The 24,971-nt window shown below is 58.7% G+C and carries 15 protein-coding genes and 8 pseudogenes; 13 read left to right on the forward strand and 10 right to left on the reverse strand.

The features are described from left to right. Window positions 1-16: 16 nt before the first annotated feature. From P9273_RS32430 to P9273_RS23040, 7 genes and pseudogenes are all read right to left on the reverse strand, one after another. Window positions 17-262: pseudogene (locus P9273_RS32430) on the reverse strand (SDR family NAD(P)-dependent oxidoreductase); the annotation flags it as partial. Window positions 263-724: 462 nt separating this feature from the next. Then, on the reverse strand, window positions 725-1,618 hold the full coding sequence (locus P9273_RS23015) for a polysaccharide deacetylase family protein (protein ID WP_224570030.1): 894 nt from the start codon (window positions 1,616-1,618) through the stop codon (window positions 725-727). 145 nt (window positions 1,619-1,763) lie between these two features. Continuing rightward, window positions 1,764-3,167 carry an aspartate aminotransferase family protein gene (locus P9273_RS23020; RefSeq protein ID WP_063169325.1) on the reverse strand — a complete coding sequence of 468 codons (1,404 nt, stop codon included), beginning with the start codon at window positions 3,165-3,167 and terminating at the stop codon, window positions 1,764-1,766. 13 nt (window positions 3,168-3,180) lie between these two features. Further along, complete coding sequence (locus P9273_RS23025) at window positions 3,181-4,659, reverse strand: NAD-dependent succinate-semialdehyde dehydrogenase (protein ID WP_063169326.1); 1,479 nt, start codon at window positions 4,657-4,659, stop codon at window positions 3,181-3,183. Between the two features lie 973 nt (window positions 4,660-5,632). Next, window positions 5,633-6,811 (reverse strand): M24 family metallopeptidase, encoded by a 1,179-nt coding sequence (locus P9273_RS23030; protein ID WP_063169327.1) that lies wholly within the window; start codon window positions 6,809-6,811, stop codon window positions 5,633-5,635. A 401-nt stretch (window positions 6,812-7,212) separates the two neighbouring features. Continuing rightward, the gene (locus tag P9273_RS23035) at window positions 7,213-8,361 is read right to left on the reverse strand and encodes a M20 family metallopeptidase (RefSeq protein ID WP_063169328.1); all 1,149 of its coding nucleotides are present in this window, start codon (window positions 8,359-8,361) and stop codon (window positions 7,213-7,215) included. 36 nt (window positions 8,362-8,397) lie between these two features. Further along, window positions 8,398-9,576: an aminotransferase class V-fold PLP-dependent enzyme gene (locus P9273_RS23040; RefSeq protein WP_063169329.1), complete on the reverse strand. Its 1,179-nt coding sequence runs from the start codon at window positions 9,574-9,576 to the stop codon at window positions 8,398-8,400. Between the two features lie 844 nt (window positions 9,577-10,420). On the opposite strand from P9273_RS23040, the gene P9273_RS23045 reads away from it, so the two are divergent. The 3 genes from P9273_RS23045 to P9273_RS23055 all read left to right on the forward strand — a co-directional run bounded on the left by P9273_RS23045 (window position 10,421) and on the right by P9273_RS23055 (window position 13,998). Then, window positions 10,421-10,888: an Lrp/AsnC family transcriptional regulator gene (locus P9273_RS23045; RefSeq protein ID WP_063169330.1), complete on the forward strand. Its 468-nt coding sequence runs from the start codon at window positions 10,421-10,423 to the stop codon at window positions 10,886-10,888. Between the two features lie 409 nt (window positions 10,889-11,297). After that, window positions 11,298-12,485 carry a M20 aminoacylase family protein gene (locus tag P9273_RS23050; protein WP_063169331.1) on the forward strand — a complete coding sequence of 396 codons (1,188 nt, stop codon included), beginning with the start codon at window positions 11,298-11,300 and terminating at the stop codon, window positions 12,483-12,485. A 79-nt stretch (window positions 12,486-12,564) separates the two neighbouring features. Further along, on the forward strand, window positions 12,565-13,998 hold the full coding sequence (locus tag P9273_RS23055; RefSeq protein WP_063169332.1) for an amidase: 1,434 nt from the start codon (window positions 12,565-12,567) through the stop codon (window positions 13,996-13,998). Window positions 13,999-14,806: 808 nt separating this feature from the next. Here P9273_RS23055 and P9273_RS23060 read toward each other — a convergent pair. Further along, complete coding sequence (locus P9273_RS23060) at window positions 14,807-15,112, reverse strand: hypothetical protein (protein ID WP_164548505.1); 306 nt, start codon at window positions 15,110-15,112, stop codon at window positions 14,807-14,809. Between the two features lie 2 nt (window positions 15,113-15,114). Here P9273_RS23060 and P9273_RS23065 point away from each other — a divergent pair, with 2 nt between their 5' ends. From P9273_RS23065 to P9273_RS23075, 3 genes and pseudogenes are all read left to right on the forward strand, one after another. Next, window positions 15,115-15,444: an ATP-binding protein gene (locus tag P9273_RS23065; RefSeq protein WP_272482847.1), complete on the forward strand. Its 330-nt coding sequence runs from the start codon at window positions 15,115-15,117 to the stop codon at window positions 15,442-15,444. Window positions 15,445-16,215: 771 nt separating this feature from the next. Continuing rightward, window positions 16,216-17,223, forward strand: coding sequence for a D-alanine--D-alanine ligase family protein (locus tag P9273_RS23070; RefSeq protein WP_063169333.1), 1,008 nt, complete (start codon window positions 16,216-16,218; stop codon window positions 17,221-17,223). Window positions 17,224-17,411: 188 nt separating this feature from the next. After that, window positions 17,412-17,692, forward strand: a pseudogene (locus P9273_RS23075) (integrase core domain-containing protein); the annotation flags it as partial. A gap of 51 nt (window positions 17,693-17,743) precedes the next feature. Here P9273_RS23075 and P9273_RS32435 read toward each other — a convergent pair. After that, window positions 17,744-18,178: pseudogene (locus tag P9273_RS32435) on the reverse strand (transposase); the annotation flags it as partial. 107 nt (window positions 18,179-18,285) lie between these two features. On the opposite strand from P9273_RS32435, the pseudogene P9273_RS23085 reads away from it, so the two are divergent. The 7 genes and pseudogenes from P9273_RS23085 to P9273_RS23115 all read left to right on the forward strand — a co-directional run. After that, window positions 18,286-19,394: pseudogene (locus tag P9273_RS23085) on the forward strand (IS110 family transposase). 419 nt (window positions 19,395-19,813) lie between these two features. Then, entirely contained in the window at window positions 19,814-20,194 is a 381-nt protein-coding gene (gene tnpA / locus P9273_RS23090) for an IS66-like element accessory protein TnpA (protein WP_199489649.1), read from the forward strand. Beyond that, window positions 20,191-20,543, forward strand: a pseudogene (gene tnpB, locus P9273_RS23095) (IS66 family insertion sequence element accessory protein TnpB). The gene tnpA and the pseudogene tnpB overlap by 4 nt, the downstream one beginning before the upstream one ends. A gap of 69 nt (window positions 20,544-20,612) precedes the next feature. Next, window positions 20,613-21,930, forward strand: a pseudogene (gene tnpC / locus P9273_RS23100) (IS66 family transposase); the annotation flags it as partial. 49 nt (window positions 21,931-21,979) lie between these two features. Continuing rightward, entirely contained in the window at window positions 21,980-22,282 is a 303-nt protein-coding gene (locus tag P9273_RS23105) for a hypothetical protein (protein WP_063169337.1), read from the forward strand. After that, window positions 22,269-24,332, forward strand: coding sequence for a recombinase family protein (locus tag P9273_RS23110; RefSeq protein WP_063169338.1), 2,064 nt, complete (start codon window positions 22,269-22,271; stop codon window positions 24,330-24,332). The genes P9273_RS23105 and P9273_RS23110 overlap by 14 nt, the downstream gene beginning before the upstream one ends. A 28-nt stretch (window positions 24,333-24,360) precedes the next feature. Next, window positions 24,361-24,583, forward strand: a pseudogene (locus P9273_RS23115) (transposase domain-containing protein); the annotation flags it as partial. On the opposite strand, the pseudogene P9273_RS23120 reads toward P9273_RS23115, so the two are convergent. After that, window positions 24,571-24,935: pseudogene (locus P9273_RS23120) on the reverse strand (IS110 family transposase); the annotation flags it as partial. The pseudogenes P9273_RS23115 and P9273_RS23120 sit on opposite strands and share 13 nt — an antisense overlap. Window positions 24,936-24,971: the final 36 nt, after the last annotated feature.

Here is a 24,971-nt window from a genome sequence, read left to right on the forward strand (position 1 = left end):
CCGGGGCAGACACAGTTTGCGCGGATATTTCTGCCGCGTGGTTCAGCGCCAGCGTGCGAGTCATCATCACAACCGCCGCCTTGGTCACCGAATAGATCGGCACGTCCTTCGAGGCCTGCAGACCAGCAGTCGAGCTGAAGAGCACCACCGATCCGCGGCCAAGCTCGCGCATCTGCGGGATGCAGCTTGCAGATTCGCCAAATGGCCCCGACGTTGAAGCTGAACATGGCTTCGTACCCTTCACGTCTATCAGCCGCTTCATCGCACCGTAATGCCAGCGGCCGCGACCAAGCCCTCAACCGGCCGGCCAAAGCTCTCGCGGGCGAGGTCGACCAGCCCTTCCAGCATCGCCGGATCGGTCACGTCGCAGACAACTCAACGGGCACCAGGACAGGCGGCCAGAGTTTGGTCCAGAGCCTCTTGCGACAGGTCAGCCAACACCAAATCCGCTCCACCCGCCGCCAGCAGTTTGGCACTGGCCGGGCCAAGCGCGCCACCCGCCGGTAATCAGCACCGTTTTTCCGGCAAAGGTCGTGTCAATCAAGATTGTAGTCCTCCTCCAAGATAAGAACTCCCACTGTACCCGCTCTGAAAGCGAATACCGGACAGCGGATGATCCGCGTCATTCCAAATCCATTGGTGACCGCCGCAACGGTCGAGGCGCAGGACGGCTTGCGCCGCCCCAAGAACACCGCACTCTACCGGCGTTCCTGTCTGAGAGTTTTCAGAGACATGAGGACGCACGCTCGGCGACCTGATGATGTGTGGCGAACCAAACGTCACCCTTTGCTTTGGCGCGTCGAATTAATTCTTCTACGATCCAGATCCGTGAGCGATATCCAATGACGTGTGGATGCAGAGTCAGCTGAAATAAATCGGCATCTTGATAGGCCCCTTCGAACTCCCGAATAAATACAGAAAGCACGTCGTCGACTGATAAATCTGGCCGTGAAGACCCATCGGGACTCATCCAAAGATAAGTGGCATCGTCTCGAATCCATTCGACCGGTATTTCAATCACTCCCGTGGGTTCCTCGTCTTCCAGCAGCTCATAGCAACTATCATCGGCCATAAGGGATGAGTCGTATGTCAATCCGGTTTCACGTATGATCCGTAGAGTTGCGTCGGAAAAATCCCAGGAAGGCGTTCGAATTCCCGTCGGGCGTTTGGAAGTGATTTTTTCAAGAGTGTCGGCACTCCTCATCATTAAAGAGCGCTCGCTCTCTGCGCTCAGTTCCGAGTTTAGCTCGTGTATCCAGCCGTGCATGCCAATTTCATGGCCTTCATCGACAACTGCGCGTTGCTCGTCTGGATACAACTGAGCGATCACAGCGGGAACGAAAAAACTCGCCGGAACGTCGTACTTTCTCAAGAGTTCCAAAGCCCGAGGCATCCCTCGTCGGCTCCCGTACTGACCCCAGGATAATCTGCTTAGCGATCGCCCTCCCCTGCGCAATTCGTTCGACTCATGATCGACGTCGAACGAGATGGCGAAGGCACAGCGTTTACCGCCGGGCCACATTGGTCTTAGTGCCTTGCCCGCTCTGACTTTGTTGATGCGCCGCCGCCAATGGCTTTCAGGCCATTCCCAGGGATTGAGTGCGGTCGAATTGGCCACCAGTTCCTCCTGAGCAGTGTCTGCATTGAATTCCGCCGAAAACTCAATGAGCGGAACGCGGCACCAGCTCAGCTGGCAGCCCCGCAAGCCGATCAGGCCGTCGCTTGAGTTTGCGCCTTGATTACGACAAGATGGCCCAACTCATTCAGATTTTCTCACTCTCGCGAACAAGCTCATCCATAACCGAGCGCACGGCGCTTTCTGCGATTGCAACAATCTCCTCCGCCTCAGCTTTGGTTGTAACCAGCGGCGGAGCAAAGCCCAAAATGTCCCCGTGCGGCATGGCCCGAGCGATAAGACCACGGTCACGGGCGGCCTTCGAGATTCGCGCACCTACCTTGAGCGCCGGATCGAAACGCTTCCGATTGTCGCGATCGGCAACGAACTCGATTGCGCCCATAAGACCGACGCCCCGCACTTCGCCGACGATCGGCAACTGCGCGAACCTCTCCTGCAACTGCGCCTGGAAAAACGCGCCGACGTCACGCGCATTGCCGGGGAGGTCTTCTTTCTCGACAATATCGAGGACCGCGTTGGCCGCGGCGGCGCCGATCGGATGACCAGAGTAGGTGTAGCCGTGCGAGAATGCCCCGACCTTGTCGGCTCCATCCTCCAGGACTTTATACACCTTCTCACCGACGATTGCCGCTGAAAGCGGGAAGTAGGCCGACGTCAAACCTTTAGCGATCGTGATGAGGTCTGGCTCGATGCCATAGTGCTGTGAGCCGAACATGGAACCGGTGCGGCCGAACCCTGTGATCACTTCATCGGCAATCAGCAGCACATCATGTTTTTTGAGGACCGTCTGTACCGCTTCCCAATAGCCTTCCGGCGGAGGCGTGATACCACCTGTGCCGAGGACGGGCTCGCCAATGAAGGCGCCGACGTTGTCCGGGCCGAGCCGCTCGATCAACTGATCAAGCTCGGCGGCGCGGCGAGCGGAGAATTCGCGCTCGGTTTCGCCCGGGGTTGCGCCCCAGTAATGATGTGGAACACCCGTGTGAACAATCTGCGGAAGTGGCAGGTCCATGTGGTCGTGATAAAAGCTCATGCCCGTCATCGAGCCCGACACGACGCTGCAGCCGTGATAGCCGCGTTCACGGGAGATGATCTTCTTTTTGGTCGGCTTGCCACGCAGGTTGTTGTAGTACCAAACAAGCTTGGCCTGGGTCTCGTTCGCATCCGAGCCGGACATGCCATAGAACACCTTGCTCATCTTGCCCGGCGCCATCTTCACAAGGCGATCGGAGAGGATCGCAAGCTCGTCGGTCGTGTGCGCCGCATAGGAGTGGTAATACGCCAAGCGATAGGCCTGACGCGAGATCGCATCGGCGACTTCCGTGCGGCCATACCCGACATTGACGCAGTATAGGCCGGCAAAGCCATCGATAAATTGGTTGCCATGCGCGTCCTGGATGCGGATCCCCTTCCCTGTCACCACGATCGTTGGGTCGCCGAGCTTGCCAGTGGCGAAATCTTTAAGCTGAGTGAAAGGATGCAAGACCGAGTTGCGGTCCTTTTCGGTGATCTCTTTGATGTTGATGGTCATTGAATGCTTCCTTTCAGGCCGCGATGTTGCCGATGCAGAGGTATTTGGGTTCGAGATATTCGATAAGACCGTGCCTTGAGCCCTCGCGACCAAGGCCGGATTGTTTCCAGCCGCCGAACGGAATGCCCGGCCCCGTAAATTTTGGAGTATTCACGGCAACCATGCCATATTCGAGCCGGTCGGAGAGCCGCATGGCTCGGTTGAGATCTTGGGTATAGACGTAGGCCGCAAGTCCCATCTCGGAATTGTTGGCTCGCGCGACCACCTCCCGTTCGTCGTCGAAGGGCAGGATTGCAGCGACAGGTCCAAACGTTTCGTCCTTCGCAATCACCATGTCATCGGTCACATTAGCAAGCACGGCCGGCGTGACGAAGTTCCCGCCAAGCGAATTGTGCTGTGCGCCTGCTACCATTCGAGCCCCGGCTGCTAGAGCCTCAGAAACCTGGTGCCTGCATTTGTCAGCACCAGACGTCTTTGTCATCGGACCGATGTCGACACCTGGCTCCAATCCGTGCCCGACCTTTAGTTTACTGGTGGCCTCGGCAAATTTTTCCGTAAAATGCTCGTAAATCTCTCGCTGCACATAAATCCGGTTTGCCGCGAGACAGTCCTGACCGGATGTCGCGAACTTGGCTGCCATGCAACCGGCGACCGCAGCGTTGATCGGCGCATCGCCGAAAAGGATGAAAGGAGCATTGCCGCCAAGTTCGAGCGAGACTTTCTTCACTGTCTTCGCGGATTGCTCGAGAAGGATTCTGCCGACCTCGGTGGAGCCCGTAAAAGAGAACGCACGCACGTGGGTATGCAACAACAGCCGTTTGGCAAGTGGCGGAGCTTCGCCCGTGATCACCTGAAACACGCCGGGCGGAATGCCAGCATCCCCGGCAAGGCGGGCAAGCGCGAGGGCCGACAGTGGCGTTTCGGGTGCCGGCTTTACAATCATTGTGCAGCCAGCGGCCAGTGCAGCTCCAGCCTTTCTGGTGATCATTGCCGCTGGGAAGTTCCATGGCGTAATGGCGACAGTCACCCCGATCGGCTGCAAATGCACGGCCAGCCTGCTTGCGGGGAGATGGCTGGGAATCGTTTCGCCGTAAGCCCGCTCCCCTTCCCCTGCAAACCAATCTAAAAAGCCGGCAGCGTATGAAACTTCGCCGCGGGCTTCAGCAATCGGTTTTCCTTGCTCGGCCGTTATGATGACAGCCAGGTCTTCGGCGCTCTCCCGCATGCCTGCCGCCCATTTCCGCAGATATGCACCACGCTGTAACGGAAGCATGTCGCGCCACTTGAGGAACGCTGCTCTTGCGCAATGGACCGCGTCGTCAACGTCGGCGTCTGCGCAAGCCGCAACTTGAGCGATCTCGTCACCGCTGGCAGGATCAAACACGGCAAGAGTATCTGATTTGGAGAGCCAGGCGCCGTTCAGATACGCATCACCACGCAAAAGGTCTGGCCGTTTGAGCCTGCGTAATGCCGTGATTGACGTACCCCTCATCTAAGACTCCAATGGTATGCTGATGCCTTTAGGTTATTGCTGCCACAGCGCCGATCGGCAGCGCAGTTGATGCCCCTTTAGCTGCATTCCTGCAAACAGCAGCCAATTCGCGTAGAATTGGACACGGCTCACAACTTCACTTGCCAGGAGGCTTAGCGACCGCGAGCGAAGGTCGCGCTGGTCGCCGGCGGCGCGGAAAGTAGTTGGTTCCAGCGCCGATCTCCCGATCCCGAGTTCCCGATCTGGCCTCGTGGCATTAAGTTCTCGACCGACACCGATCAGGCGCACTGACGCAGGCGCAACCGCCTCGAATCTTAGACGGAACTCGCCGCAAGGCTACTTTCGTCCGGCACTGTGCAGGGTGACCGCGACCGCTTCAGACACGATGGCATCGCGGACGACTTCATTCGGAAGGAGGTCTTGGGGTCCCGAAATTGAGGTCCCCGCGATAACCCAGACATTCACTTGGTGAAGTGGTGAAGTCGCACGAAACAGCAGAAAAGGATGAAGCGAGCCCCGGGCAAAAGGCGAGCTTCGCTGCCGAGCCATCTATCGGGAACAACGTGTGCTGATGTCGCGACGTGTTGCACGGACGGGGCGGACCATACTCGCGTTCCCACCGGCGCGCAGGGTTGGCAAGAGCCCGCTTCAGGCGCGCGTAAACTCGTCCTCAATGCTCCTCAAAAGCTAAGTCCTCTTGCGTCATCCGCGCATTTGTAGAATGGGGCAACGTTCACGCCGCGCTCGCGTCACAGGTGGCTCATTTCGGCCTACGGATCTTAATCTCCGCTGATGCAGAGAACTCATGTGCTAGGCGAGATTCTCCTGTCCCAGAGGTTGGGCATGCCGCACCTCTCAGACAGCGCCGTCCTTAAGCTAGATCCGTTCATCCGCTCGCCGCAGAAACAAATTTCAACCGGCTTCGAACGGACCCAGTGAGATCGCAAAACGATTTGGGTCACATCCAAATCACCTAGTCCACGACGATCAAGCGGCGATCAACATCTGCCAATCGCTCACCGCCCCTTTCGGTTACAATAAATGATTCAGAGATGGCGGCGCCGAACCCTTCGAGCCTAACCCCCGACTGAAAATGGAAGCACATTCCTGGTTGTAGGATGGTCTTGTCGCCCGCGCGAATACTAACCGTGCGTTCGCCCCATTCCGGCGGGAAGTTGAGTCCGATTGAATAGCCGGAGCGGCCTATCTTGATATACCCGTTCCGCTTGAGGATATCTTGCCACACCGCATTAAGCTCCTCAACGACGGTACCAGGCTTTGCCATCTCGAGCACAGCATCCCCGCCTTCCACTATAACCTCAGCAAGACGCGAGACCTCTGCGGGTGGCTTTCCGATGTGGACGGTGCGGCACAGCGGCGCACAGTAGCGGCGTCGGGTGGCGCCGAACTCCATGAGAACCAGGCCAGAGGTCGGCAAGGGCTCCTCGGTCCAACTGAGGTGCGGAGCGTTCGTTTGTTCGCTAGTCTGGATAAGAGGAGGACCGCTAGAGTCGCCATATTTACCGTCCACCCCTCGTGTCTGGGCCCGGTACACCTCCGCGACGACCTCATGTTGCGGCACTCCAGGCCTTAGGTTAGCGATTGCCGTCTGCATCGTATGCGTTGCAAGGTGGCCCGCTTCTCTCATGTAGACTAGTTCAAGGTCAGATTTTATAAGCCGTGCCCAATTGACTAATTCGCGGCTATCAGAGAATTTTGCATTCGGAAGGCCTTTGACGAGATGTTGATGTGCTCGGGCAGTATAGAAGTGGGCGTTAAGCTCGACACCGATTCGATCAGATCCCCAGCCGCGCGAATTGATAAGCTCGCAAAGATCGTCAAATGGATGTAATTCTGGATGTTGAAGTCTATGATCGGAAAATGAGCTTATATTTTCTCTAGGCAGATCCGTCGTTATATAAGCGGAATTTACATCGACGAAACGTCCGAACCAGAGGGGCATGTCCGACTGGAGATGCACTAAGACCACCTGAGGCACGTAGAACGAATAGCCGTCAAAGCCGGTAAGCCAATACATATTCGCGGGATCCTGGCAGATCAGCAAGTCCAGCCCCGCTCGCTCCATCCGCTGCTTCACGTCATGAACACGACGCCGAAACTCCTCGGGCGGAAATGGCTTCTCATATTTCATCTCGTCGAGTCCTTCAAAACAGGCATTCCTCGAACGGATCAGGCATTCGTCCTGTCCGCATACTTTCTCTTCGTATCACGTCACAAGAGGCTGTTTTCCCCGAGGATTTCTTCTTGTCGCGGAAAATCTGCATTTCCTAGGCACTTGCCGTACGTTATCCGCATATGAGCGCCAAATTTTCGGTGGCTCTGCGTCTCCGGTGGAAGATCATGCCCTCCCTATGGTGAAGACGCACTCTGCCTGTCGCAACAGAATTTCAAGCACGGGCGGCAAGATCTACGTGGGAAGCGCCGACGAGACCAGCGAAGATCGGGACGTTGCGGCCGCCACGCTCATGCAGCATCCGGGGCGTCCGCGGCCCAATGGACGGGGTTTGAGCACCCCCATCAGGCCGGCCACTCCTAATATGTGAGCATGATTCTCTGGTACAAATCAGCAGCCTTGGTCAGTTGATCGATTTCAACGAACTCGTTGTTCGTATGGGCTTGGGCAGTACGCCCGGGTCCGATAATCACACACGGGATCCCAGCCAATGACAGCTGATTTGCATCCGAGCCGCCGGTGGCTCCCTTCTGCTCTCCGGTCCCCGCGACGTGGGCACAAGCCGCTCCTGCGACTGCTGCAATTTTGCTCGACCCGGAACTGATTGGAGGCGGGTCTTCCAATGCGGGAAGCAATGACCGAACATTGATCTTGTCTTCGCCCTGGCGAAGGCCTTCCAGTATGCTTTCTACCTCCGCCAACGCGTCCTGCGGCCGCTCCCCGGGTATGAGACGCCGATCGACCCAGATACGGCATACCGGCGGTACAGTGGTAAGTTCCAAACCTCCTTCGATGAGGCTCACGGTCAGCTGTGATGACCCTACCAATGGGTGCTGCGCCCGAGACACAAGGGATCGATGGTGCTCATCAAGTGCCAATACCACCTTGGCCATGCCCGTGATCGCGTTCACTCCGAGATGAGGCTTCGACGTATGAGCCGGTACACCCTGAACCTCGATTTGCCAGCGGACAGAACCCATGTGAGCTACAACGAGCTCTAATTCGGTGGGTTCACCGACTACCGCACCCTCATAAGCGACACCGGAATCGGCTATAGCGCGGGCGCCAAGTTTGCGGTACTCTTCGTCAATGCTGGCTGCCACAACAACCGTGGCCCGGGGCTGCCGTTCACCAAGTGAGCTAAGCGCAATCAACATAGCTGCAAGTGAGCCTTTTGTGTCGCAGCTACCTCGCCCATATATTCGCCCGTCCCGTTGCTCACCCGAGAATGGATCTGATTCCCACCTATCGATAGGAACGGTATCCATATGAGCAATGAATAGAATACGCCTATCGGGTTCTTTCCCAGGTACCCAGGTCAGGAAATTCGAGCGACCATCGGCCACCTCCTGTATCCCGTAAGCCAGCTTCCGCTCCTTGCAAAAACCCTCGAGGAACTTGGCTACACCTTGCTCTCCACTACCTTTTGGCGACAGCGATGGATTGATGCTCTCGATCTTTATAAGATCTTGGAGAAGTCCGATAGTCTCGGCGCTCTGGGTCGACATGTACTCTCCTGTGTGCATGAACTAGCCGTGTCGCTCTTACTTCGACCAGCTCTTGGCCAGATTGATTACGCGATCGACTTCATCGGCGGTGTTGTAAAGATGCAGGGAAAACCGGAGCATGCCTCTGCGTATTGAGACGATTACCCCGTTCTTCGTGAAATGCTCGTGAAGCGACCGAATGCGGGCGTCGACTGGGCGCCCTTCAACAAGATCGCTGGAATCGCCAACGGCTACGATACTTCCAGTGTGAGCGCCTGGTGGCCCGCCGCAGACCGGAAGCCCGATATCTAAGAGACCAGTGGCCATACGTTTTGCGAGTGAGGTAACGCTCTGGTCGATCGCCTCGGTTCCGATATCAAGTAGCTGGCCCATTGATGCATATGCAGCCAACATGCCAGGGAAGTTGTAATGCCCGATATCAAAGCGGGGCGCGCCAGAGCGCAACTTTACAAAACTAGGTACCGGAGCTGATTCTGGCGCGTTTCCGAAATCTACGCTGAAGCGCGCAAGATAGGCCGGGCTCAGCCGATCGGCCCATTCTTTACGGCAATATAAAAAACCCGATCCATAAAGACCCATCAAACCCTTCACAGTGGACACTGCTACACCGTCTACGCCAAGTCGATTGACGTCGGTGTGGAGTATCCCAACAGATTGCGTCGCGTCCGCCAAAAGAAATGCACCGTAGTGCCTACAGGCTTCGGATATCTGCTCCATGACGGTCCGAAACCCCGGAACCATCGTCACCGTCGCCAAGGCAACAACGCGGGTATGAGAATCAATCGCCTTTACGAATGCATCAGGGGGAATTGAGCCGTTATCCGGCTCTACGACTCGCAACTCGACATTGTAGCGGTCTCTGATCTGAATCCATGGCAAGATATTATTTGCGTGTTCCAATTTTGGGCATAGAACGACGTTGTCTCCATCTCTCCAATCGATCGCATTAGCGATGATGTTGATGCCTTCCGATGCATTCTTGGTAATTGCAATTTCATCGTGATCTGAATTGATAAATTGTGCGAACCTAGCGCGAGTACGCTCGACGTGTTCGAGCATTCTTTCTTCGTCGTTTAGGCCATGCAGCCGATTGTTCAAATGAGGCTCGATTGAAGCCAATGTTGTGCTTGATATGAGGCCCTGGTTCGCGACATCCATGTAGATGGCGTTTGCTGTGGCTGGAAACTCCTTTCGGAGGATGTCCAAGGGAAGCATATGGCTTTCTCTCCTGGGAGTGCGGACGGCGGTTGAGCTACCTTGTTCAGGCGATCGTTCCGGCAAGGGTAAGAATGCCGCCAGACTGGTCTGCGCTGACCTGCCCATTTTACACGGTGCTCGTGCCGACTTTGGTCTAACATTCGGTCTCCCACGCCGCATTCCTGCGCCAAACCGCGATTCACGCAGAGATCGCGAGCCATTCTCGCGGATCACTGAAGCGTCTCGACGGAATGCAGCTGCAACAACTGCCTCACGAGAGATCAATTTGGGTAATTCTCAGACCGCGGATAGGGCTTCTTACCAGTGCTTGGAGCGACGTTAGCCTGACTGAGCCGACGACCTTCTCCTCCAGCCCCACACCCATGCGGATCATAGTTCACTCGCGGCCGACGCGCGAGGGCCGTAAGGCATCCGAAAGCCGGGGCCGGTTCATAGCCTGACTCTCATGGTCTCCGATTTATGCTGCAACGCCGACACCCTTGGTGATGTCGCTCCCTAACACGCTTGCCTCGAACTGATGCGAGCGTGCTGCAACTCATGTTTTCTGCGCCTGAGCAACGAGATCGGTAGGATCTTTTCGACCGGGGATCGCCCCCACCCGATCGAATCTGCCGTTCTTGCGCTGGCCCGCAACTGCTCACCAGCAACGCCCATCGATTCAGCGGCACCCCTCAGATAGTTATACTATGCCGGTATTGTGCGCAGATGGCGAAAGAAACGCCGATTTTCTGCGACTTGGACCGACTTTAGCGCCGAGAGGGCGTTTGGCACTTGCTACATTTTGGACGTACGGACTGGCGGCCTTGGCATTGGCCGATATCATCATGAGCAGAGATTGTGAATGGATCTGGATCGAATTGACCGGAAGATTCTCAACGTCGTGCAGCGCAACAATCGCCTTACGACAGAGGAATTGGGCGAACTTGCCGGACTATCGGCTACCGCTTGTCAGCGGAGATTAAAGCGACTTCGAGACGCTGGCGTCATCGAAGCGGACGTTGCCATAGTTTCACCGGAAGCCGTCGGTCGGCCCCTGCTCCTGCTGGTATCCATCACTCTCGAGCGCGATCGCGCCGATATCATCGATCGTTTCAAGCAGGCAATTCGGCGGACGCCTGAGATCATGAACGCTTACTACGTTACGGGTGAAGCGGATTTTATTATTACGGTCTCTGCTCAGGACATGGCCGAGTACGAGGCGTTTACCCGTCGTTTTTTTTACGAACATCTTGAAGTAAAGGGGTTCAAGACAATCGTTGTAATGGATCGGATCAAGGCGTCGTTTGCTCTGCCAATTGCTGAAGAGTAGCCTTCAAAAGAGCCCGCCCAGGCAACCACCACGCGCCTTCCGCGGGTCGCAGTTGTCCCGCACTTCTGAATGTCGGCTGTCCTATTTTGAATGGTCCCGCATATATACCAGGGCACCTCCTCTCAGCCTGCAGGTGTTATGCGCCAATGACCAAAAAACGATGATATTCTGCGGGACCAAGGCGCCCTTCGCGCAACCAAGCTCTTTGGCACTTGCTACATTCTGGGCGGAGCGGAATTCAGGATTGTCGGTCCCCGGCTAATTGGAGCGGCTTCAGTCGGCGGAATAGCTGGGGTGCCTACGTCGCACAGAGGATGCTGTGCTCCCGGCAGCGCGGAAACGGGTCTCCCGGCTCTCGCAAGGACAAAGCGTGAAATTCGCCTGCAACCGGCAAGAAAGGAAAGTCCCCGTGGCAATTCTCAATAGCGTCGCAGAGTTTCTCCCCGAGATAGTGGCTTGGCGCCGGGACATCCATGCACATCCCGAACTGGGCTTCGACATCCCCCGTACTTCGGCATTTGTCGCCGAGCGCCTGCGCGAATTCGGCTGCGACGCCGTCGCGACCGGCATCGGCAAAACCGGCGTCGTTGGCGTCATCAAGGGCAACGGCGTCGTGAGCGACGGTAACCCAAAGGTTATCGGATTGCGCGCTGACATGGATGCGCTGCCGATCAACGAAGCGACCGATCTGCCCTATGCGTCCAAGAACAAGGGCTTGATGCATGCGTGTGGGCATGACGGCCACACCGCGATGCTGTTGGGTGCCGCGCGCTATCTTGCCGATACTCGGAATTTCGCTGGAACGGCGGTCATGATCTTCCAACCTGCCGAGGAGATCGGTACCGGCGCCGTTGCCATGCTAGATGACGGTTTGATGGAGCGGTTCGGCATCGAGCACATCTACGGAATGCACAATCGTCCGGGCTTGCCGGTAGGTGTCTTCGGAATCCGGCAAGGTCCAGTGATGGCGGCAACTGATAGCATAGAAATTAGCATTGAAGGGCGAGGGGGGCACCCTGGAAGGCCTCATGAATGCATCGATCCGATTCTGGTCGGCGCTCAGCTTGTGACGGCCCTGCAGCATATCCTGGCTCAGAACATTGACCCTGTCGACTCGGCAGGAATTTCGTTCCACCAGTTCCAGTCCGGGCAGAGACTAGTCCCCGTCGTTCCGCAAACAGCGGAGTTGGTGGGCACCATGCGGACGCTAAAGCCGGAGGTGCGCAAGTTCGTGAAGGAGCGGGTGGGCGAAGTGGTCGCCGGCATCGCCCAGATAACCGGCGCGAAGATAGATATTAAATTTCAGAGCTTCGACGCAATTCTCTTCAATGAGGTCCAGCAGACCGACCTTGCGAGAAGCGCGGCCAAGGGCGTGGCCGGTGAAAACAATGTGCTCGAGACGCCACCGGTAATGGGGGGGGAAGATTTCTCCTTCCTGGCGCAGGCGCGGCCGGGTGCTTTCGTCTGGTGCGGGAACGGTGACAGCGCCGGCCTGCATCACCCTGCCTACAATTTCAACGACGAGGCGATTCCTTATGGAACATCGTACTGGATCAAGCTCGTAGAGAACACGTTGGGATCCCGTCCGACGTCTTGATGATCGGTCTGACAAGGGCCGCAGAACGAATGAATAACTGCCGTCTTATGCCAGGCTTGAATGTAGCGGACCTCGTAAAATGAAAACTCGTTCATCCGTGCCAACATCTCTTGAGGGTCTGTCGGCGTGCGAATGCCTGGAACTCTACCGAAGGCGGCAGCTCTCGCCTGTTGAAGTCGTCGATGACTGTCTCAGCCGCATCGACGCCAACAACCCGGCGCTGAACGCATTTTGCCTCGTCGACCACGAAGGGGCCAGGTCTGCTGCCCGGGCCTCGGAGGGTCGATGGATGAAGGGGGAACCAGCCGGAGTACTAGATGGCATTCCGGCCACCATCAAAGACCTCACCTTGACACGAGGCTGGCCGACAAGACGTGGCTCATTGTCCGGCAGCACCGAGGGACCCTGGACTGAAGACGCCCCTGTTCCAGCCCGTATCCGTGAGACCGGTGGCGTTATCCTGGGCAAGACAACCACTCCAGAATTTGGCTGGAAAGGGGTAACAGACAGCCCGGTCTACGGGATCACCCGCAATCCCTGGAATCCTGACCTGACACCAGGCGGGTCGTCGGGAGGGGCGGCAGTTGCGGCTGCGCTCAACCTTGGCTTTCTTCATCAGGGTAGCGACGGCGGGGGATCAATCCGGATACCGGCGAGCTTCACGGGGACCTTCGGCTTCAAGCCAACCTTCGGCATCGTTCCGCAATGGCCAGCTAGCGCCATGACAACGCTGTCTCATTTGGGGCCGGTGACCCGCACCGTTGCGGATGCGATCCTGATGATGAATGTGATTGCACGAAAGGACGCTCGCGATGGCTATGCGGGTCCGGCGTACCTAGGTCTCGACCCCGATCCAGCAAAGACCACCATCAGGGGCCTGCGGATCGGCTACAGTCGGAACCTCGGCTATGTCAAGGTGGCGCGAGATATCCAAAACGTTACCGATAATGCGATCGACCAGCTTCGAGCTCTTGGGGCCGAGGTGGCCGAAGTCAATCCGGGATTTGCGGATCCGGTGGAGGTGTTTTCTACATTCTGGTTCGCTGGCGCCGCCCGTATTGTGTCACGAATGAACAAACAGCAAAGACAATTACTAGATCCTGGCTTTCTGGAAGGTGCCGAACGCGGGCTGAAGATCACCCTTACCGAATTTCAGGAAGCTGAGGCGATGCGGTTCGAGCTCTCCGCTCTGATGGCGAAGTTCCACGAAAATTACGATCTCTTGGTCACACCGACGATGCCTATCGCGCCGTTCCCCGTCGGGCGAAATGTGCCGGATGATAGTTACAAGGGGTGGGTGGACTGGACGCCCTTCACCTACCCTTTCAACTTGACCCAGCAACCAGCAGCATCGATTCCATCGGGCCTGGATGATCAAGGGCTGCCCGTCGGGCTACAACTGGTCGGCGCGCGCTATTCCGACACCTCCGTCCTAGCCGCGGCATATACGATCGAAAGTCGCCTGGGGCTTCCTTCTTTCGCGAGGAGCAGATTCCACGCTGCCACCCCTTAAAACTTGAGACTGCCGCGCTCAAGCACCTGACGGCCTCCAAGCGGTCAAGCCACGGACGCGAATGTCATTCGATAAAGGGGCGCGGCGTCATAGATGGGCAGTCCTGTCCTACGACGGATTGCTGACGTCACCATCGGGGACAATGTACATTCAAATAGGAGTGCGTCAATCTTGGGATGTGCGGCGCGAAGTCGCGACACAGACTGCAACCCGGGGACTCCATTTCGGTAACACTAGCCGGCCGCGTATTACCTTCGATGCCGCCGATGGCTACTCTTGCCCCTGCGGATGAATCCATGCCCAGCAGCTCTTCGCCGCAGTGTCTTGAGTCTGCGGCCAGACGGCGAGCTTTGCGCCGGCCGGAAGCTGCCGGAGGAGCGTGGGCGCCAGTAGCAGGCTCGACATGGCCACGGGAAGTTTGACAGACGTGGCCAGTGCAGCCTGGCACCAGATACTGAAGCCGCAGTCCCTGGTTATCGCGACGGCTCCGCGCTCAACCAACCGCCTGGCAGCTGCAATGTAGGCCGGCTCGAGAGAGGCATCGCCAGGACTGACCCTCTCCGCCAAAGCCCCGGCCGCGGTCTCTATTATAATTGGGAAGTCGAAGTTGCCGGGTTGAAGACCGACCCCGATGCGGTGGCGGAAATTCACCAGGGCGCAAGTCCGATCTCCAGCCTGTGATTTTTGCAACACTGGCCATCCAATGAGGATCCAACTGCCGTCTGATCGTGACAATTCAGCTGCGTCAAATGCCTTTGCCGCCAAGATGGCGCGTATCGTCAGGTTGTGCTGACCAAGCTGGGACGCTCTACGAGCGCAGGAATCCTGCATTCGCCTGACGCTTCCGGCTCGGTTGCAAGGCTCGGGAATAGTAATGACGAAACAGTGGATCAGCACGCCGTAAGCCCAGTGCAAAAAATGCGGGCTTCGTGCCGAACCTTTTTTTGGAACGGCGGGCGCGGATCTCATCATTGAGATTACCGGAAAGCCTGTCCGGACTTTTCCGAAGCCGCACTGTTATCCTGTTCGAGAGCGACGCATCGATGGTTCCTTTCCCCGCCTCATCGACAAGCTCACCCGTGTCCACTTGGCTCATCCACGACGACTTCGGCAACCATGCTCTCTCCGATCAGCAGCGCTTCCACCTCTTCGAAAATCGTCGAGGAGCGCTATCAGAGAAAATCCACCCTGATCACCGCCCAGGTCCCCGTGGCAAGCTGGCACGACCTTATTAACGACAGCACGGTCGCCGACGCTATACACGACCGCTCGTGCACAATGCACACCGCATCGCCCTTCAGGGCGAGAGCATCCGAAGAAAAAAGCCTCGGCCCTCTTGACCGACTCCGAGAACACCGAAATCAATCAGCCCTACAGCAACCAGGCTGCCGAGGACCAACCTCGACGAACTGTCGGACTTTTGTGAAAACGCTGTCCGGGAATTAGCGGAATCGCTGTCCAGCTTTTGAAGCGCGCAATAACACTATGGCCGTCATCGAAATGAGCAAGGCGAAGTGCTGATTGCCGCGTTTGTTCCGGGATTAAGCGCCAGCCTCTCAAGAAGATTTATGCCGACTCGCCATCATTGTTGAAACTGCTGCAGCGCTCGCACGTTGAAGCCGGCCAGGCCGGGCATACGATTATGCGGATCGCCTTCGCCCAACTTCAATTCTGGACGCCAGGGCTCGATGTAAGGGACCGGCGAGCGTCAAAAGACTGCGGATGGGTCGCCGCTCGTCCCCTGGGATACGATCTCTGTCGGATTTTGTCGCGCCTGCGACATAGTGGTTGTGCGGGCCAGTTTAGTACCTGATATGACCGTAAGTTTGATATCAAACTCAAAGCACTGGCCGACGTGCATTTTGCGAGGTTGGCACGGTTTTTGAAGCGATCATTTCGCGTCGGAGCGCTCTCATCCGCCGGTTATCATCTGTTTTGGCATAAACCCTGCATAAGGCTTTATTGATGGTACCGCAACCCAACTCGCCGTCTTTCGAGCTACTTGGGCAAAAAGAGCACCGCCAGCGGAAAGGGTCGGGAACCGGAGAGGGAACCGGGTGGTGGACCTATGTTTGTGGAGGGGGTTGTGAAAAGGGTCAGCCATGGTGCTTCGAGCCTCTTGTACTCGTGCAGGTCGTCAATGTTGATATAGCGGTTGGCCTCCATCCAGTTTTCATTGGTTTCGTGACAGCAGACAAACGTCAAAGGAGATAGCTCATGCGAGTAGCCATCGTAACGAACAGTGATTTCAACGGTGTGATTAACCGGTTCGGTCAGCCTTGTCCGCAGCCGCCGCAGCCTTGGCCGCATAGCGGCACGTTGGAAGATGTGGTGGCGGCACTTCAAGAGGGCGGCCACGAGACGGTAGTGTGTGAAGGCGATAAAGGACTGCTCGCCAGTCTCGAGCGGTTCATGCCACCTGATCCGCAAGGTCGCCCCTCGGGAATGGTCTTCAACTTGGCGGAGGGAATTCAGGGCGAAAAGCGTTACACTCATGTTCCTGCCATGCTTGAGATGGCCGGTGTTCCATACACTGGATGTAGCCCCTTCGGGATTGGGCTGACGGGAGACAAAGTCATTACCAAAATGCTCATCCGCGATCAGGGCGTGCCGACTCCGAACTTTCGCGTGATGCGTCGCGGCACCGAGAACACCGGCGACCTGAGATTCCCAGTGGTAGTGAAGCCGCGGGAGGAGGACTGCAGCTTCGGATTGCAGATCATACATGAACACTCTAAGTTGCGGCAGGCCGTCGAAGTGATCGTCACGCAGCATGCTCAGGATGCGCTAGTGGAGGAATACATCGAGGGGCGGGAAATCTGCGTTGCGTTGCTCGGAAACGGGGAGCCCGAAGTTTTGCCTCTAGTGGAGCAGGACTTCGGTGACCGCGAAACGCGTGTTATGAATTGGGATGCGAAGTACGTGGCGGCCGCAGCGGTGCCCAAGATTTGCCCGGCGAAAATCGAGAGCGGGCTTGAGACGATGTTACGGGATATTTCGGTTGCGACCTTCCGTGCCTGCCACTGCCGGGACTATGCCCGCGTCGATTTCCGGATCGATCGCTCAGGCCAACCGTTTGTCCTAGAGATGAACTCGGTGCCGGCCCTTGGTATACACTCCAGTTATGGCACAGCTGCAACGGCCGGCGGACACAGCTTCGTAAGCTTGATCAATCGCATCCTCAATGTCGCCCACACCCGCTATTTCGGAATCGGCGTCTCATAGTGGATTGATCGGATCAAAAGAGTCCGATTTCGGGATTCCGTTTTGCGGTTTGGCGTGCGAGTTAGATGCATGCGCAATAGCATCCCCCTTCACCGTTTTGGCCAGCGACCGTCAGCGCCTGCAAGCGCTCGTCGCGGCGCCAGGAAGCCCGCAAGCACGTTCGGGGGCCGCATCGTCGCGCTGTGCTTCGAACCACGAAGCCAAAGCATACTTGGACCACCGGCTAGGTCGAGCGAATGAACCGCACCATCAAGGACGCGACGGGCAAGCGTTTCCACTACGACGATCATGACCAACTGCGTCGGCATCTTGCCGACTTTGTTGCGGCCTACAAATTTCGGCCGCAGGCTGAAGGCCCTCAAAGGTCTCACCCTACGAGTTCATCTGCAAGGCATGGGCTTCCCAGCCCGAGCGCTTCACTCTCAATCCGCTCCACCAAATGCCTGGACTTGTCTATTCGGCGTGTTGAAGTCAATCCCATTCAAGCTTCCTAGGCTGACCTGCCGACGCGATTATCCTAGCCTGATTGATGTAACCGCGGCGTCAAACCGAGATACGGCCCCACGTCCTTCGAATTCCTGAAGGGGGCAGGAATATCGACCGTGGCGTTGAAACCCAGTGCAACGATAGGGCCGACGCCCAGCACGGTCATCAACCGCCTGCAAACCGTGTCACCCCTCACGATCGACAACAGTCTTTCGTGTAGCACCGTGAACTGCTCGCAAAGTTTCCGACGGGCGGTGAGCAACGTCTCCATGATGTCTCGAGTTCCGGAATGTCACCGGAAGGGTCCCGGATGCGATCCGCGAATTTGCCGGCCGTCGACAATGCCAACTTTGAGACCGAAGTTACGAAACAGGCCACGGATGTCGTTCTCGATGGCGATGGCCTTTTCCTGAAGCGACTTGAGGGCCGTCAGCAGCGCCCGGCGATTCTGGGTCGTCAGCGTCTTGACAGTAAGACCGTATGTCCGCCTCTGCCGATGAGGTGGCTCGCCCTACACTGCGCGTCCGAGGGTTGCTCGGACGGGCCGAGCCGATCCTCACCACAGGAGGACGAGCCGTGGCGGATTATAGAGAAGCATTTGTCGGAATCGATGTTGCGAAGCTTAAGAACGCTATTGCGATTGCGGAGGCAGGCCGGGAAGGAGAGGTTCGGTTCTTCGGTGAGGTCGACGCGTCGGCGACCAGCATGCGGCGGGTCATAGGCCGGATCGCCAGCCGCTTTGATTACGTGCATTTCTGCTATGAGGCTGGGCCGACCGGGTACGGCCTTTATCGCCTGATCCGGTCGCTCGGGCACGAGTGCACCGTGGTTGCACCATCATTGATACCAAGGAAGCCCGGCGATCGGGTGAAGACGAACCGTCGAGACGCCATTTCCCTTGCCCGACTATTGCGCGCCGGCGAGCTGACCGCGGTGTGGGTTCCCGATGAAGGGCACGAGTCCATACGGGATCTTGTTCGCGCGCGGGCGGGCGCGGTCGAGACGCTGCGGGTCCATCGCCAGCAGGTGAGCGCATTCATGCTCAAGCACGGCCGTAGCTATCCGCGAAAGAAGAGCTGGACGATGCGCTATCTACGCTGGCTTCAGGAACAAGGTTCGATCATCCCGCGCATCAGATCGCACTCCAGGAGATGGTCGAGGCGGTGCGCGTCTCGAAAGAGCGGGTCGAGCGGCTGGAGCGTGTGATCGAAGAGTTCGTCCCGGCCTGGTCGCTGGCACCGATCGTGTGGGCGCTTCAGACATTGCGTGGGGTAGACCTAATTGTCGCCGTGACGTTCGTCACCGAAGTCGGCGACGCCAGCCGGTTCGAAAGCCCACGCCAGCTCATGGGATATCTCGGTCGGGTCCCCGGCGAGCGCTCAACCGGGGAGACAGTCCGGCGCGGCGGCATCACAAAGGCAGGCAACGGTCGGGTTCGCCACATGTTGGTCGAGAGCGCCTGGACCTATCGACATCCGCCCAAGGTCGGGAAGGCGAAGCTATACCGGTTGGAGCAGGCGTCACCGAAGGTGCGTGAGATCGCCTGGAAGGCGCAGTCCCGCCTGACAGCCCGCTACCGCATGCTGAGCGCTCGGGGCAAACGGACAACGGTCGTCTGCACCGCGATCGCCCGTGAACTGGTCGGCTTTATGTGGGCAGTCGCAAGGGAGGCGCGCGTCACCTGATCGCTCGCCGCGATGGCGCACATATCGCGCATGGGCGGAGGCGGGACCACGGCAGGGGAATGCCCGTCAGACGCTTTGTGGCCGGCAAATCGACCGACGCCCGCAGTAAGATAGGAACAGCCCCGGACGCACAATCGGGAATGCGGTAGCCAACCCGCGCATCAGAGCTTGATCACCGACGTCCTTCAGTTCCGCCTCCCCACCCATGCGCGATCATCAGAATGAGCAGCCGTTCCTCGGATCGGGCGACCTCATGCGTTCCAAACCTTGACAGCGGACATCAGAGCGGTGTTTCCGGACCACCTTTCGGGAGTGGTCGCGATCTGTGAGGTTGCCGATCCTGTATTGGGATCGGAGATCGGCTTGTGTCTGGACTTGACCTTACGCTTGACCCGGAGCGGCAGCTTCGGCGTTTCGAGGTGATCAACGGTGCCGGCGGTCGGCGTCACTGGTCGGTGGATGACAAGGCGCGGATCATCGCAGAGACGCTGGAGCCGAATGCGATCATTTCCGAGGTCGCCCGCCGTTATGGTCTCAGGCCGCAGCAGGTCTTCGCCTGGCGCCGCGAAGCGCGCAAACAGGCCGCTTCGGTGCAGCAAGATTCTCCTGCCTTTGTGCCGGCGGTTGTGGCGGCGGCGGAACCTGCAGCCAGCCGTTCACCGAAGCAGCGGAAACGGCAAGCCACCCGAGATGCCGGCATGATCGAGCTTGAGATCGACGGCATCGCGATGCGCGTCGGCCGGGGCGCCGATACCAAGACGGTGGCCGCAGTGATCCGCGCGCTGAAGGCGACGTCGTGATCGGGCCGACGGGTGCGGTCAAGGTCATGGTGGCGACGAAGCCCGTCGACTTCCGCAAGGGTGCGGAGGGATTGGCGGCGCTGGTGCGAGAGACAATGGGGGCCGATCCGTTCAGCGGGGCCGTCTACGTCTTCCGGGCGAAGCGGACTGACCGGATCAAGCTGATCTTCTGGGATGGCACCGGGGTTTGCCTGCTAAGCGTTTGGAGGATGGGGAGTTCCGCTGGCCGAAAGTGCATGACGGCATGATGCGGCTGACGGCCGCGCAGCTCTCGGCGCTACTCGAAGGTCTCGACTGGCGGCGAGTCCATGAGGCGCGCCGGACCCGCGTGCCAGCCCAGGCGGGCTGACCCGCGACGAAGTGAATCAGCCTAGATTCCGCTGTCGCGGGCTGTCGGCGAATATGGTCTGATCCGTTCATGGCGATGACGGCTGACCAGCTTCCCGACGATCCGGACGCGCTGAAGGCGATGGTCCTGGCGCACGACGTCGAGAATGCCCGTCTGATTCAGATCATCAAGGAATTGCAGCGTCACCGCTTCGGCCGGCGTGCCGAGACGCTCCCCGAGGATCAATTGCTGCTGGGGCTCGAAGAGGCGGAGCAGATCGAGGCCGCCGGTGAGGAAGAGAAGGAGCAATCTGCTCCCGCCGAGCGGCAAGCAAAGGCCACGAGGCGCCGGGCCAACCGGGGCGCGCTGCCACCCCATCTGCCGCGCGTGGAGATGGTCGTCGACATCGAGGACCATGCCTGCCCATGCTGCCGCAATGGCTTGCATCGGATCGGCGAGGACGTGAGCGAGCGGCTCGACATCGTTCCGGCGCAGCTGCGTGTAATCGTCGTGCGCCGGCCCAAATATGCCTGCCGCGCCTGCGAGGACGTCGTGGTTCAGGCTTCCGGCGCCGGCCCGGCTGATCGAGGGTGGTCTTCCGACCGAGGCAACGGTCGCCCAGGTGCTGGTCTCAAAATATGCCGATCACCTTCCGCTCTATCGTCAGGCGCAAATCTACGCCCGGCAGGGTATCAATCTCGATCGCTCTACGCTCGCCGACTGGGTCGGCCGCGCCGCCTGGCACCTGCGTCCGGTGCATGAGCGGCTGCTTGGCAAGCTGAAGTCCTCGGCAAAACTCTTCGCCGACGAGACGACCGCGCCGGTGCTCGATCCCGGCCGCGGCAAGACTAAGACAGGTCAACTCTGGGCCTATGCCCGCGATGACCGACGATGGGAGGGGAGCGACCCGCCGGGCGTCGCCTATGTCTATGCGCCGGACCGAAAGGCCGAGCGTCCGATCGCTCATCTCGCAGGCTTCACCGGAATCTTGCAGGTCGACGGCTATGGCGGCTATCGCGTGCTGGCCGACAAAAGCGGCGTCACGCTCGCCTTCTGCTGGGCGCATGTCCGTCGGCGCTTTTATGAACTGGCAGCAGCCGGTCCCGCGCCGATCGCCAGTGACGCGCTGAGACGGATCGCCGAACTCTACAAGATCGAGGATGACATCCGTGGCCGATCGGCCAACGAGCGCCGCGCGATGCGTCAGGACAAAAGCCGCGCCATCGTCGCCGATCTCGAACCCTGGCTGCGTGAGAAGCTCGGCCTGATCAGTCAGAAGACCAAGCTCGCAGAGGCAATCCGCTACACGCTCTCACGCTGGGAAGGCCTCTCGCACTTCCTTGACGACGGCCGCATCGAGATCGACAGCAACACCGTCGAACGCTCGATCCGTCCGATCGCAATCTCGGGGTCATTCTGCCCATGTTGGGCAGGAGGTCGAAGTCCCGTGCGCAGCAATGGATCTGGGCTCCCCGCGCGCGTCGCTTGCTGCACTGCTTGAACTGAACAAGCTCTTGATCCAGCGCCGTTTCCGGCGAGGCTCTCCGGATGGTTTCATCATCGGGGAGACTCAAAATGAGAACCTTGCCGCCACCGACACGATCTCTCGTGATCGTTCGCCAGCTCAGCATGCGCTCGACTCGCACAAGCTAGTCGGGCTGAGCGCAGCGCAACGAACGATCGTGATCGCCCGGCTCGCCAATGTGCTGATGGCCGCCGCCGGTATCGTGACGGAGGAGAGCCGCGATGACGAGCCGTAATCTGATTCCGGCCACCATCCTCAAGCGCAAGGCCGTTGTCTATGTACGTCAGTCCACGCAGGCGCAAGTGCAGCTCAATCTTGAGAGCCAGCGTCGGCAATATGAGCTGGTCGACGTCGCGCGGCGCTGGGGATTCCGCAAGGTTGAGGTGATCGACGAGGACTTGGGACGCACCGCAAGTGGAGCTGTGGAACGTCCCGGTTTCGAACGCCTGGTCGACGATCTGTGCACCGGTCATGTGGGCGCTGTGCTTTGCCTGGAGGCGTCCCGCCTGTCTCGCAACGGACCGGACTGGCATCGGCTGCTCGAGTTGTGCGGCGAAGTCGATGCACGGGTGATCGATCTGGACGGAGTCTACGATCCGGGACTGCCGAACGATCGCCTGCTGCTCGGCATGAAGGGGAGCATAAGCGAGTTCGAACTCGGGGTGCTGCGTGCTCGCATGTACGAAGCTGACCGCGCCAAGGCACAGCGCGGCGAACTGCGCATCTCTGTGCCCTTCGGCTACGTCTGGCACCGGGATTACGGTCTCGGGTTCGATCCCGATATACGCCTGCAGGAGACCATTCGCCTGATATTCGCGCGTTTCCGCGAACTCGGCAGTGCCCGCCAGGTCCTGATCTCGATGATCGACGATGGCGTGCATTTCCCCAGACCCTCCGACGGCAAGAAGATGGTGTCCTTCGCCTGGGTTCCGGTCCGCTACCGCAACGTGATCTCCGTCCTGAAGAACCCGTTCTACGCCGGCGCTTATGTCTATGGTAAGAGCGAGAAGCGCACCGAGATCGTGGATGGCCGCGTCCGCAAGAGCTATGGTCATTACAAGCCGGCCAGCGATTGGGCGGTGGTGCTCAAGGAGCATCACGAAGGCTATATCGGATGGAGCGAGTACGAACGGAACCAGGAACTTCTCGCCGCCAACGCCTATGGCAAAGCCGGCGGCGTCAAGTCGGGCCGCGGCGGTCGCGCGTTGCTCCCGGGTCTTCTCTCCTGTGGTCGATGCGGGCGAAGACTGGTTGTCACGTATGCCGGACGTGGCCAAGGTTACCCGGTCTATCGTTGCGAGAACACCATGATGGCGCAGGCGCGATGCATGTCGTTCAACGGCTTTCGCACCGATGCGGCGGTGGCCCGCGAAGCCTTGGAGGCGGTTGCGCCGATGGCGATCGAGGCGGCGTTGGAGGCTGAACAGATGCAGCTGGAGAGCGAAGCCAGGCGGCGGCAGATGATCGAGATGGACCTGCAGCAGGCACGCTATGAGGCATCGCTCGCCGAGCGCCGCTACGCCGCCTGCGACCCGGAGAACCGGCTTATAGCGGCCCAGCTCGAGAGGAACTGGGAAGCTAGGCTCAGGCGCGTGGAGACCTGCGAGGCCCGGCTCAGTGAAGTCCAGCGTATGGAGCCTGTCGACGCGATCCCTGACTTCACCGGCCTCGCCCAGGATCTCGAAGCCGCCTGGAATGCGCCGGGTGTCGATATGCGGTTCCGTCAGCAACTGCTGCGCGCGCTCATCAAGGACATTGTGGCGGACGTCGATGACGACGCGCGCGATGTGATCCTGACCATCCATTGGCATGGGGGCCAGCATTCCCAGGTAAGGGTTCGCAAGTCCAAATCCGGAGAGCATGGCCAGAGTACGCCTGAGGAGGCTCTGGCGGTCATGCGATCCATGGCAACGCGATGGTCGGATGCCGAAATCGCCGCCACACTCAACCGCATGGGCATGAAGACGGGTCAGGGAAAGACCTGGACGGCGCGACGCGTCCAATCCCTGCGCACGGTGCACAAGATCAGCGGCTATCGGTCTTCCGACAAGAACGGCGAGTGGCTTACCATGTCGGACGCGGCCGCGAAGCTTGGCGTGTCGCACGTCAAAATCCGCCGGTTCGTCAGGGACGGCATATTACCAGCCGAGCAGGTCATGCGCGGCGCGCCCTACCAGATCCGCGCCAGCGACCTTGAAGATGAACGGATCAAGGCCGATTTGGCGCGCAAATCTCCGCGTATCATCAACGACGATAATCAGAAATCGCTGTTTCCCGCCATTTGAAGAGGGGGTGCATAATGAATCAGTCTTCGCGCTCAACCGCAAGAACGCGCTCTTCGCAGGCTCTGACGGCGGCGCCGAACACTGGGCAGTCATCGCCTCGCTGATCGAAACCTGCAAGCTCAATGGTGTCGAACCGCTCGGCTTATCTCGCCGATGTCCTCACCAGGATCGTCAACGGCCACCCCAACAGCCAGATCGACGATCTCCTGCCTTGGGTCTACATCAACAAGCTCGAGCTCAAGGCCGTGGCCCGAGAATACCGCTTACTCTTGACATGCACGGGCCGGAACAGGTTAACCCGCATATCTGCGCGATGCCGCGAGCATGGTTGCGGTCGGTCTTGTTGACCTGTGCCTTGAGAACGCCTTGGAATGACGGGGCTCGATACAGGTCACGTAGTCCGGCTGCCGCCAGACCAACCATTGGGATAAGGGGCCGGCTTCAAGCCTGATCCGGGCGAGATTCCATGCGGGGTTCTTCAATGCGTCAGCAAGATCGTCCGGATGACTAGCAACCTTCATCTCTCGGCAAATTCGGCGCCCTTCTCACGATGCAAACGGTGGTCTCTTTCACGGAGACGTCCAGTCCGGCATAATTTTTCATGCTGCGCTTCCTTTCCTGATGCTTGTGGCTGTTCAC

Source organism: Mesorhizobium sp. WSM4935 (genome assembly GCF_029625735.1).
GTDB lineage: Bacteria > Pseudomonadota > Alphaproteobacteria > Rhizobiales > Rhizobiaceae > Mesorhizobium.

Excerpts from the sequence above, each read along its gene's own strand:
- P9273_RS23055 (WP_063169332.1), top strand. The coding sequence starts at position 12,565 with ATGAAAACTCGTTCATCCGTGCCAACATCTCTTGAGGGTCTGTCGGCG.
- P9273_RS23105 (WP_063169337.1), top strand. The coding sequence starts at position 21,980 with ATGGATCTGGGCTCCCCGCGCGCGTCGCTTGCTGCACTGCTTGAACTG.
- P9273_RS23035 (WP_063169328.1), bottom strand. The coding sequence starts at position 8,361 with ATGTCGACCCAGAGCGCCGAGACTATCGGACTTCTCCAAGATCTTATA.
- P9273_RS23030 (WP_063169327.1), bottom strand. The coding sequence starts at position 6,811 with ATGAAATATGAGAAGCCATTTCCGCCCGAGGAGTTTCGGCGTCGTGTT.
- P9273_RS23045 (WP_063169330.1), top strand. The coding sequence starts at position 10,421 with ATGGATCTGGATCGAATTGACCGGAAGATTCTCAACGTCGTGCAGCGC.
- P9273_RS23070 (WP_063169333.1), top strand. The coding sequence starts at position 16,216 with ATGCGAGTAGCCATCGTAACGAACAGTGATTTCAACGGTGTGATTAAC.
- P9273_RS23065 (WP_272482847.1), top strand. The coding sequence starts at position 15,115 with ATGCTCTCTCCGATCAGCAGCGCTTCCACCTCTTCGAAAATCGTCGAG.
- P9273_RS23110 (WP_063169338.1), top strand. The coding sequence starts at position 22,269 with ATGACGAGCCGTAATCTGATTCCGGCCACCATCCTCAAGCGCAAGGCC.
- P9273_RS23025 (WP_063169326.1), bottom strand. The coding sequence starts at position 4,659 with ATGAGGGGTACGTCAATCACGGCATTACGCAGGCTCAAACGGCCAGAC.
- P9273_RS23040 (WP_063169329.1), bottom strand. The coding sequence starts at position 9,576 with ATGCTTCCCTTGGACATCCTCCGAAAGGAGTTTCCAGCCACAGCAAAC.
- P9273_RS23020 (WP_063169325.1), bottom strand. The coding sequence starts at position 3,167 with ATGACCATCAACATCAAAGAGATCACCGAAAAGGACCGCAACTCGGTC.